Source organism: Streptomyces sp. NPDC005808, from assembly GCF_042871385.1.
GTDB lineage: Bacteria > Actinomycetota > Actinomycetes > Streptomycetales > Streptomycetaceae > Streptomyces.
On record NZ_JBIAIK010000009.1, the window covers coordinates 335389 to 345961 of the forward strand.

General features: G+C 68.3%; 7 protein-coding genes. 5 read left to right on the forward strand and 2 right to left on the reverse strand.

Going from position 1 to position 10573, the window contains the following annotated elements:
• The first annotated feature begins 63 nt into the window (after window positions 1–63).
• The 4 genes from ACFYPC_RS22270 to ACFYPC_RS22285 all read left to right on the forward strand — a co-directional run bounded on the left by ACFYPC_RS22270 (window position 64) and on the right by ACFYPC_RS22285 (window position 6722).
• Complete coding sequence (locus ACFYPC_RS22270; protein ID WP_388678820.1) at window positions 64–1317, forward strand: glycosyltransferase; 1254 nt, start codon at window positions 64–66, stop codon at window positions 1315–1317.
• 100 nt (window positions 1318–1417) lie between these two features.
• On the forward strand, window positions 1418–3076 hold the full coding sequence (locus ACFYPC_RS22275) for an ArnT family glycosyltransferase (RefSeq protein ID WP_388678822.1): 1659 nt from the start codon (window positions 1418–1420) through the stop codon (window positions 3074–3076).
• A complete protein-coding gene (locus ACFYPC_RS22280) occupies window positions 3073–4284 on the forward strand; it encodes a glycosyltransferase (RefSeq protein WP_388678825.1) in 1212 nt (403 codons plus the stop codon). Before ACFYPC_RS22275 ends, ACFYPC_RS22280 begins: the two co-directional genes overlap by 4 nt.
• A gap of 32 nt (window positions 4285–4316) precedes the next feature.
• Entirely contained in the window at window positions 4317–6722 is a 2406-nt protein-coding gene (locus ACFYPC_RS22285) for a galactose oxidase-like domain-containing protein (RefSeq protein WP_388678828.1), read from the forward strand.
• Window positions 6723–6780: 58 nt separating this feature from the next.
• Here the strand turns inward: ACFYPC_RS22285 and ACFYPC_RS22290 are convergent, their stop codons facing one another.
• Together ACFYPC_RS22290 and ACFYPC_RS22295 are read right to left on the reverse strand one after the other, a co-directional pair.
• Window positions 6781–7002, reverse strand: a complete 222-nt coding sequence (locus tag ACFYPC_RS22290) for a type II toxin-antitoxin system RelE/ParE family toxin (protein WP_388678830.1) — start codon at window positions 7000–7002, stop codon at window positions 6781–6783.
• Window positions 7003–7346: 344 nt separating this feature from the next.
• On the reverse strand, window positions 7347–8120 hold the full coding sequence (locus ACFYPC_RS22295; RefSeq protein ID WP_388678832.1) for a hemolysin III family protein: 774 nt from the start codon (window positions 8118–8120) through the stop codon (window positions 7347–7349).
• Window positions 8121–8467: 347 nt separating this feature from the next.
• On the opposite strand from ACFYPC_RS22295, the gene ACFYPC_RS22300 reads away from it, so the two are divergent.
• Window positions 8468–10300, forward strand: a complete 1833-nt coding sequence (locus tag ACFYPC_RS22300; RefSeq protein WP_388678835.1) for a phosphoenolpyruvate carboxykinase (GTP) — start codon at window positions 8468–8470, stop codon at window positions 10298–10300.
• Window positions 10301–10573: the final 273 nt, after the last annotated feature.

The window sequence follows — 10573 nt, forward strand, 5'->3', positions numbered from 1 at the left end:
CGGTGCCGCGACGGGAGTGACCCGCTGTCGCGGCTGGGGGTTTTTGGGATCTGGGGGGATCTGTTGCTCACGTCTGTCTTTATCGCTGCCGTTTCGCTGGCCTTGTTCTGGATGGCGGCCTTCACCCTGTGGTGGCAGATGCACGCGTGGCGTACGCCTGAGGTGCTTGCTTCCACCCGATTCAGCAGTCCCGACGGCGGCGACGGCCTGTCGTTCTCGCTGCTGCTGCCCGCTCGACACGAGCAGGCCGTACTCGACCACACCATCCAGCGGTTGCTGGAGTCGAGCCACGACGACTTCGAGATCATCGTCATCGTCGGGCACGACGACCCGGAGACCACCGAGGTGGCCCGCAGCGCCGAGGCACGTGACCCGCGCGTCCGGGTCGTCGTCGACCACCACGAGAAGAAGAACAAGCCGAGGGCCATGAACACGGCGTTGCCGCACTGCCGCGGCGATGTCGTCGGAGTCTTCGACGCCGAGGACCAGGTCCACCCGGAGCTCCTCGCCCACGTGGACCACGCGTTCCGTACGACGGGTGCGGACGTCGTCCAGGGCGGCGTACAGCTCATCAACTTCAACTCCAGCTGGTACAGCCTGCGCAACTGCCTGGAGTACTTCTTCTGGTTCCGGTCCAGGCTCCATCTGCACGCGCAGAAGGGGTTCATCCCGCTGGGCGGCAACACCGTCTTCGTACGGACGGGCGTGCTGCGGGAGGCGGACGGCTGGGATCCCGACTGCCTGGCCGAGGACTGCGACCTGGGTGTGCGGCTGTCCAGCGTCGGCAAGAAGGTCGTCGTCGCCTACGACTCCGACATGGTGACCCGGGAGGAGACCCCGGGCACCCTGATGTCGCTGATGAAGCAGCGAACTCGCTGGAACCAGGGCTTCCTTCAGGTCTACCGCAAGAAGGACTGGAAGCAACTCCCGGGATTCGGGCAGCGGTTGCTGGCCCGGTACACCCTCATGACGCCGTACCTCCAGGCGGTCTCCGGCGTGGTCATTCCGCTCAACGTGGCCATCGCACTCTTTCTGGACGTACCGGTCGGCATCGCGTTCATCACGTTCCTGCCGGCTGTGACCGCGCTGGTCACCTTCGTCTTCGAGCTTGTCGGACTGCACGACTTCGGCAAGCAGTACGGGCTTCGGGTCCGCTTTGTCCACTACCTGAAGCTGATCGCCGGTGGCCCCTTCTATCAGGTGCTGCTGGCCGGCGCCGCAGTTCGTGCCGTCTGGCGCGAGCAACGAGGGCGCAACGACTGGGAGTTGACCAGCCATGTCGGCGCGCACCTCACCGAAGTCGAAGCGGCCCGCTAGTGCGCCGGATCGCGACTTCGCCCGTCCGGTAGCCCGGTAGTCCGAGAGTCCGGTAGTCCGGTAGTCCGAGAGTCCGAGAGTCCCGAGAGGACATTCCCGCGTGACCTCCACCCTTCCCGCGGTGGCCACCTCCACGGTCCCCGCGCAGCGGCCCCTTACGCCCAAAAACGTCCCCGATCCCCGTCCCCCGCTCCGTTTTCGCAGCTCGCGCACCGATCTGCTGCTGTGCCTCGCGCTTCTCGTGGCGATCATGCTCGTGCAGGGCTGGAACATCGCCGACTACCCGACGCTCAGCGACGACGAGGGCACCTACCTCGCCCAGGCCTGGGCCGTGCAGGAGGGCAACGGCCTGGCCCACTACACGTACTGGTACGACCATCCGCCGCTGGGCTGGATCCAGATAGCCGCACTGACCTGGATCCCCGCCCAGATCAGCCCCGGGCTGATGACGGTCGGCTCGATGCGCTTCGCGATGCTCCTGGTCAGTGCCATCAGCGCGGTCCTCGTCTACGTCCTCGCGCGCCGCCTCTCGCTGCCGCAGTGGGCAGCCGGCCTCGCGATGGTGCTCTTCGGGCTCTCGCCGCTGTCGGTCGTGCTCCAGCGCGAGATCTTCCTGGACAACATCGCGGTGATGTGGACGCTGCTCGCGTTCTGCCTCGCCGCCTCCCCGAGCCGTCATCTCTGGCACCACTTCGGGGCGGGCATCGCGGCCGCGGCGGGCGTGCTCACCAAGGAGACGATGCTCGTCATCCTGCCCGCCCTGCTGGTCACCATGTGGCGGCACGGTCACCGCGACACCCGGAAGTTCGCGCTCACCGGAGCCATCACCGCGTGCGTCCTGATCGGCCTGGCGTACCCGCTCTTCGCCCTGCTGAAGGGCGAGTTGTTCTCCGGCACGGGCCATGTCTCGCTCTGGGACGGCATCAAGTACCAGATGAGCCGCCCCGGTTCGGGCTTCATCCTCGACTCGAGCACCGGCTCGTACGGCGTTCTGCAGTCCTGGCTGTACTACGACCGCGTGCTGCCCCTCGGCGGCCTCGCGGGCGCGCTGCTGCTCCTGGTCACCTGGCGCTGGTCGGTGACGGCGCGCGCCCTGGCCGGGCCCGCCCTCACCGTGGCGATCCTCGCCCTGGTGGCCATGCGCCCGAGCGGCTATCTGCCCGCGATGTACGTCATCCAGGCCCTGCCGTTCCTCGCGCTCGTCCTCGCCGGCGGCACCGCCAGCGTCGCCCACGCGGTGCTGCGCAGATGGCGCAGCGAGGACGAGAAGCGGTACGTCCTGTGGGGACGGCGGGTGACGGCGGTGCTGCTCGTGGCGGGCGCCGCCGCCTACGTCGTACCGCGCTGGTACGACGGAAACCGCACCGCCGTCACCCTCGACGCCAACGCCCCCTACCGGGCGGCCTCTTCATGGCTCAAGACCGAGGTCGAGAACCCGGCGGAGACCCGGGTCCTCGTCGACGACGCGCTCTGGCTGGACCTCGTTCACGCCGGCTACGAGCCGGGGCTCGGCGTCATCTGGTTCTACAAGGCCGACCTCGACCCCGCGGTGACCAAGACGATGCCGGACGGCTGGCGCGACATCGACTACGTCGTCGCCTCCCCGACCGTACGGCGTGACGCGGTCGACCTGCCCAACGTCAAGGCGGCGATGGAGCATTCGACGCCCGTCGCCACCTTCGGCAAAGGCGAGGACCGGATCGAGATCCGGCGAATCGACGGCAGTACCACGACAGCTACCGACGGAGGCAGTCGATGAGCAGCTTCGAGAGCACCGTCCCCGACGAACTGGGCAATCCGGCGGTGCGCGCCGCGGAGGTATCGGAACCGGGCGCCGTCACCATCGTCGTACCGACGTTCAACGAGGCTGCGAACATCGGGGAGTTGCTGAACCAGATCACCGAGTCGGTGCCCGCGCGGCTGCCCTGCGAGGTCGTCTTCGTGGACGACTCCACGGACAACACCCCCGAGGTGATCCGCGAGGCCGCACAGCACTGCCCGTTCCCCGTCACCGTGCTGCACCGCGCCGAACCCGTGGGCGGGCTCGGCGGCGCGGTCGTCGAGGGACTGAAGGCGGCGACCTCCGACTGGATCGTCGTCATGGACGGGGATCTGCAGCATCCGCCGTCGCTGGTACCGGAGTTGGTCGCCACCGGGGAGCGCGCCTCGGCCGGGCTCGTCGTCGCCTCGCGCTACATCAAGGGCGGCAGCCGTGAAGGGCTCGCGGGCGGCTACCGCATCGCCGTCTCGCGCGGCGCGACCTGGCTGACCAAGACGCTCTTCCCGCGCAAGCTGCACGGCATCAGCGACCCGATGAGCGGCTTCTTCGCGATCCGCCGCAGCGCGGTCACCGCCGAGATCCTCCAGCCGCTCGGCTACAAGATCCTCCTCGAACTCGCGGTACGCAGCCGCCCCCGCGGAGTCACCGAGGTGCCGTTCGTCTTCCAGGACCGGTTCGCGGGCGAGTCCAAGTCGACCGCACAGGAGGGTTTCCGCTTCCTGCGCCATCTGGTGGGGCTGCGTACCGCCTCGCCCGTCGCGCGCATGGTGGTCTTCGGCCTGATCGGCGCCACCGGCTTCGTACCGAACCTGCTGGGCCTGTACGCCCTCACCGCAGCCGGCATGCACTACCTGCCGGCGGAGATCCTCGCCAACCAGCTCGGGGTCGCCTGGAACTTCCTGCTCATCGAGCATCTCCTGTTCCGTGAGCGTCGGATGCACCGCCACCTGTGGGACCGCGTCGGCCGGTTCGCCCTGCTCGCCAACGCCGATCTGGTGCTGCGCATTCCGCTGATCGCCCTGTTCGTGGGCCACTTCGGGATGGGCGCACTCCCCGCCACGGCCCTGGCCCTGGTGACGACCTTCGTCCTGCGCTTCGTAGGGACCGAAGCGCTGGTCTATCTGCCGCGCCGCAGCAATGAGCCCGCGGGCGGGAGCAGAAGCCGCACAGCAAGGAGAGCCGCGTGACCTATCGCGTACGACCACGGTTCGCATCACGGATGAGACCACGGCGGAGGACGTCGCTGCTGGCCGTGGCGGGCCTCGCCGCCGGCCTGCTGCTCATCTCTCCGCAGCCCGCCTCCGCCGCCAACCTCGTCACCAATCCGGGCTTCGAGACGGCCGGCACGGACGGCATGCCGTACTGCTGGGAGAAGTCGGGCTGGGGCGACAACGACTTCACCTTCTCCACGGTGGCCGACGCCCACTCGGGCACCAAGGCCATGAAGGTCGAGCTGACCCGCCGGGTCGAGGGCGACCGCAAGGCGCTGATCACCGAGTCCGCCACCTGCGCGCCGCCGGTCACTCCGGGCAAGCAGTACGACCTGGGCCTCTGGTACAAGTCGACGACCCCGGACACCTCGCTCACGCTCTTCCGGCATGACGCGACGGCGGGCTGGCAGTACTGGACCGACCTGAAGACACTGGAGATGCAGGGGAGTTGGACCCAGGCGACGGTCCGTACCCCCGAGGTGCCCGCCGGTACCGACCGCATCACCTGGGGTGTCTCCGTCTACGGCACCGGTTCCGCGACCACCGACGACTACACGATGGAGCAGGTCGCCGACACGCTCCCGCCGCCGACCTGTACCGGCACGGCCGAGGAGTGCGCCAACGGCAAGTGGGACGTGCTGCCGACGCAGAACCCGGTCCGCTCCATGCACTCCGTCGTCCTCAACAACGGCAAGGTGCTGCTGATCGCGGGCTCCGGCAACAGCGAGGAGCAGTTCAACGCGGGCACGTTCACCAGCGCGGTGTACGACCCGGTGGCCGGCACGTACAAGACGATCCCGACGCCCAAGGACATGTTCTGCGCGGGGCATGTGCAGTTGCAGGACGGCCGCGTGCTCGTGATGAGCGGCAACAAGGCGTTCCCGGCGGCGGACGGTTCCCACGGGTACGAGGGCTACAAGGACTCGTACATCTTCGACCCGGTCACCGAGGCGTACAGCAAGACGAACGACATGAACGACGGCCACTGGTATCCGTCGGCGACCGAGCTCGGCAACGGTGACATCATCTCCTTCGGCGGTCTGCGCGAGGACTCCACCGGTTCGGTGACCGCCGAACTCTGGTCGGACGAGCAGCAGCAGTGGCTGCCGCTGTGGCAGGTCAACCAGACCTGGTCGTACTGGGGTCTGTACCCGTCGATGATCCTTATGCAGGACGGCCGCCTCTTCTACTCGGGCAGCCATGTGTTCGGCAACGGCACTCCGGGCACGGGTTCGGCGATCTACGACTACGACGCGAACGTGATGACGGCGGTCCCGGGACTCCAGAACAAGGACCAACGCGACCAGTCCGCCAGCGTGTTGCTGCCCCCGGCCCAGGACCAGAAGGTCCTGACGATCGGCGGCGGCAACATCGACTCGAACCCGGACGCCAACCGGTTGACGGACATCATCGACCTCAAGACCGCCAACCCGTCGTACACCGTGGGCCCGCCGCTGCCGCAGGGCACGGTGGACCTGGGCGCCGGTCCGGTGGCTCAGACGGGCGATCAGGGCAAGATGTACCTCTCCGCCGTACTCCTGCCCGACGGCAAGGTCCTGGAGACGGGCGGTGCCCTGCACAACCGTGCCAACCCGGTGTACGAGTCGTCGATCTTCGACCCGGTGACCTCGACGTTCGACCCGGTGGCTCCCGACCCGGAGGAGCGCGGCTACCACTCCTCCGCGTTCCTGCTGCCCGACGGCCGGGTGATGACGACCGGCGACAACCCGGGCAACGGCACCTGGAACCACGACGTGTCCGTCTACACACCCCCGTACCTCCTCAAGGGCACCCGCCCGACGATCACTTCACTGATCGACAACGAGTGGGTGTACGGGGACACGCAGCGCATCACCACCGACCGGCCCATCGCCAAGGCCGAGTTGATCCGCCCGGCCGCGGTGACGCACTCCTCGGACCCGAACCAGCGGTTCGTGGACCTGCCGCTGTCCGTCGACGGCAACAACGTCGACCTGAACGTGACGAGCAACCCGAACCTGGCGCCGCCCGGCTGGTACATGCTCTTCGCGGTCGACGCCAACGGGGTGCCGTCGGTGGCCAAGTGGGTGCATCTGCAGGGCCCGTCGGCGCTGGCCGCCGAGTCGACCGCCGAGGCGCACGTGCACTCCTTCGCCGACTCCCTGCAGGGCACGGTCACCGAGCCCGGCAAGAAGCGGACTTCGCAGCCGGTCAGTCCGACGATCTCCGGCTGTGACCGGCACTACGGCTCGGTCAACGTCTGCGTGCCCACCGTCTTTCCCGACGAGGTGAAGAAGACGACGGCCGCGCGGTGCGCCTGGCTGAAGACGAACGACTACGGCCTCCTGAAGGTCAACGGGAAGGACGATCCACTGAAGCTCGACCCGAGCAAGGACGGGGTGGCCTGCGGCGCGAAGGATCTGAAACGCCGCTAGCCACCGAACCCGGCGAGGGCGCGCCCGCCACGGGCGCGCCCTCCCGGCCGGTCGGAGCTCACAGGTTCCGGTAGCCCTCCCGACGATCGGCGAAAGTGAGCACCCAGACGACGAGGCGGCCGTCCTCGACCGTGTACACGACGCGGTAGTCCCCGACTCGGAGCCGCCGGCGGGCGTTGTGCCCTTGGAGGGCCTTGATGTCGAGGGCCGAAGTGTCGTTCGCGTCCAGGGCCTGAGTGAGAGCTGTCGAGGCGGGTGCATTGTCAGTGCGCCGTGTCACTCTGAGATAGGGCTGACTCACGCTTTGTGAAGGTGAGGGGAAAGTGGGGGCGAGGGCGAGGGGGAAGGGGCTTGTGAGAGGCAGCTTTGAGGTGCCGGCATTCGTGGTGGCGTTGCTGTGTGTGGCCGGATATCTGGTCGGCGGTGCGGCCGTCGTTCTCGGAGTCGTCGTGGTGGGCGTCGCCGCCTTGGCATACGAAGTGGCCGTGGCTTCGAAGCCACGGCCACTGACGCGGAGGCGGTCGAGTAGGCCGGGACGGCCGGGACGGCCGAGAGGGCCGAGAGGGCTGACAGGGAGGCGCGAAGCGCTTCCGTGGAAGGGGCGGGTGGGAAACGGGTGGGCGATCAGCCGTGCTGATAGGCGACGAGCGAGATCCCCACGTAGTGCACGACGAACGCTCCGACGGTGAGGGAGTGGAAAACCTCGTGGAAGCCGAACCAGCTGGGTGACGGGTTGGGCCGCTTGATGCCGTAGATCACGCCGCCCGCGCTGTAGAGCAGCCCGCCGACGACCACCAGGACGAGTACGGCGATCCCGCCCGCCCGCATGAAGTCGGGGAGGAAGAAGACGGCCGCCCAGCCCATCGCGATGTAGCAGGGGGTGTAGAGCCAGCGGGGTGCGCCGACCCAGAACACCCGGAAGATGATGCCCGCCGCGGCGGCTGCCCAGATGCTCCACAGGAGCCACTGGCCCTTGGCCTCCGGCAGCAGCAGCATCGTCAGCGGTGTGTACGTGCCCGCGATGATCAGGAAGATGTTCGCGTGGTCGAGTCTGCGCAGCACGCCGTCCATGCGCGGGCTCCAGTTGCCCCGGTGGTAGAGCGCGCTCACTCCGAACAGGAGGCAGGCCGTCAGGGCGAAGATCGCGCAGGCGATGCGGGCGCGGGTCGAACTCGCGAGCGCCGTGAGCACCAGTCCCGAGACGAGGACGGCCGGAAACATGCCGAGGTGCAGCCAGCCGCGGAGCTTGGGCTTGATCTCGTCCGGCAGGTGCGGATGCGGCAGGTGTGGGTGCGGCAGGGACAGGTGCGACGGGGACGAGTGCGACGCGGGGTGCGCGACGGAGCTGTGGCCAGTGGCCGGTGAGTCCGTGGGCGCGTCGGGGACGGACGCAGTCATGGGCCGAATTCTACCTACGGAACCGTAAGTTACCTATCAGTGTGGCCAGATGACCGGTCAATAGTGGCCATGCTCTCACGCGCGCCCATGGCGCGGTACGTCGCGGTACGTCGCGATATCCAGGGTGAACCCGAAGTGGCGCGGAGAAAACCCGGAGAGAACCCGGAGGTGAGTGGCGATGGTCACTCCGCTCAGCTGTGCGGCCCTCTGGACATATGCGCGGTCTAGTCGGATGATCAAATGAGTGCGGTCGGCACCGGATGAGCGCCAGGGCATGAGCATCGTGAAGCATCCGGGTCGCAGCCCCCACGGGGCACAACAACAAAACCCCTCATTTAGGAGCAATCGTGGCGCGCGACATCGCGGCTCCCACCGTCGTACCCACCAACCACAAAGCACTGATCTCGTGGGTGAACGAGATCGCCGAACTGACTCAGCCGGACAGCGTGGTCTGGTGTGACGGATCCGAAGCCGAGTACGAGCGACTGAGCGAGGAACTCGTCCGCAAGGGCACCTTCAGGAAGCTCGATCCGATCAAGCGCCCCAACTCCTACTACGCCGCCTCCGACCCGACCGATGTCGCTCGGGTCGAGGACCGGACGTTCATCTGCTCCGAGAAGGCGGAGGACGCGGGCCCGACGAACCACTGGAAGGCCCCCGCCGAGATGCGGGAGATCTTCCAGGGCGCGGACGGCAAGGGCGGTCTCTTCCGCGGCTCGATGCGCGGCCGGACGATGTACGTCGTGCCCTTCTGTATGGGCCCGCTCGGCTCGGACCTCTCCGCGATCGGCGTGGAGATCACCGACTCCGCCTACGTCGCCGTATCCATGCGCACCATGACCCGCATGGGACAGCCGGTCCTGGACGAACTCGGCACCGACGGCTTCTTCGTGCGTGCTGTGCACACGCTCGGAGCGCCGCTGGCCGAGGGCGAGGCGGACGTGCCGTGGCCGTGCAACTCCACGAAGTACATCTCGCACTTCCCGGAGTCCCGCGAGATCTGGTCGTACGGCTCGGGTTACGGCGGCAACGCGCTGCTCGGCAAGAAGTGCTATGCGCTGCGCATCGCCTCCGTGATGGCGCGCGACGAGGGCTGGCTGGCCGAGCACATGCTCATCCTCAAGCTGACCCCGCCACAGGGCGAGTCGAAGTACGTCGCCGCCGCCTTCCCGAGCGCCTGCGGCAAGACGAACCTCGCCATGCTGGAGCCGACGGTCGGCGGCTGGACCGTCGAGACGATCGGCGACGACATCGCGTGGATGCGGTTCGGCGAGGACGGCCGGCTGTACGCCATCAACCCCGAGGCCGGTTTCTTCGGCGTCGCGCCCGGCACCGGTGAGCACACCAACGCCAACGCGATGAAGACGCTGTGGGGCAACTCCGTCTTCACCAACGTGGCGCTGACCGACGACAACGACATCTGGTGGGAGGGCATGACGGAGGAGCCTCCGGCCCACCTCACGGACTGGAAGGGCAACGACTGGACGCCGGAGTCCGGTACGCCCGCCGCCCACCCGAACGCCCGCTTCACCGTGCCCGCCGCGCAGTGCCCGATCATCGCGCCCGAGTGGGAGGACCCCAAGGGCGTGCCGATCTCGGCGATCCTGTTCGGCGGCCGTCGTGCCACAGCGGTCCCGCTGGTCACGGAGTCCTTCGACTGGAACCACGGCGTCTTCCTCGGCGCCAACGTGGCGAGCGAGAAGACCGCCGCGGCCGAGGGCAAGGTCGGCGAGCTGCGCCGCGACCCGTTCGCCATGTTGCCCTTCTGCGGTTACAACATGGGCGACTACATGGGTCACTGGATCGACGTCGCCAAGGACAAGGACCAGGCGAAACTGCCGAAGATCTACTACGTGAACTGGTTCCGCAAGGACGACGCGGGCAAGTTCGTGTGGCCGGGCTTCGGTGAGAACAGCCGAGTCCTGAAGTGGATCGTGGACCGTCTGGACGGCCGGGCCGAGGGCGTCGAGACCCCGATCGGCGTCCTGCCGGCCAAGGGTGCCCTCGACACCGACGGTCTCGAACTGTCCGAGTCCGAGCTCGACTTCCTGCTCACCGTCGACAAGGACGTGTGGCGCGAGGAGGCCGCGCTCGTGCCCGAGCACCTCAACACCTTCGGCGAGCACACCCCCAAGGAACTGTGGGACCAGTACCACGCGCTGGTGCAGCGGCTGGGTTAGTCCCGGCCGGTTCCACGCGGGGGCGGCGGTCGCCTGACGGTCAAGCCGGCCCCGCAGAAGCTCCGCGGCCGGTCTGACTTGCCCTGACCTGCGACGTCGTCAAGGCCGGCCGCGGTGGCAGCAACACGAGAGGGGCGGGGGGGCCCCCCCCCCCCGGGGGGGGGGCCCCCCCCCCCGCGGGGGCCCCCCCCCCCCCCCCCCCGCCAATTTTTCGACCCCGGCCCCCCCCCCCCGCGTTTTGGGGGGCCCCGGGGGCACGCGCGCCCAAACCCC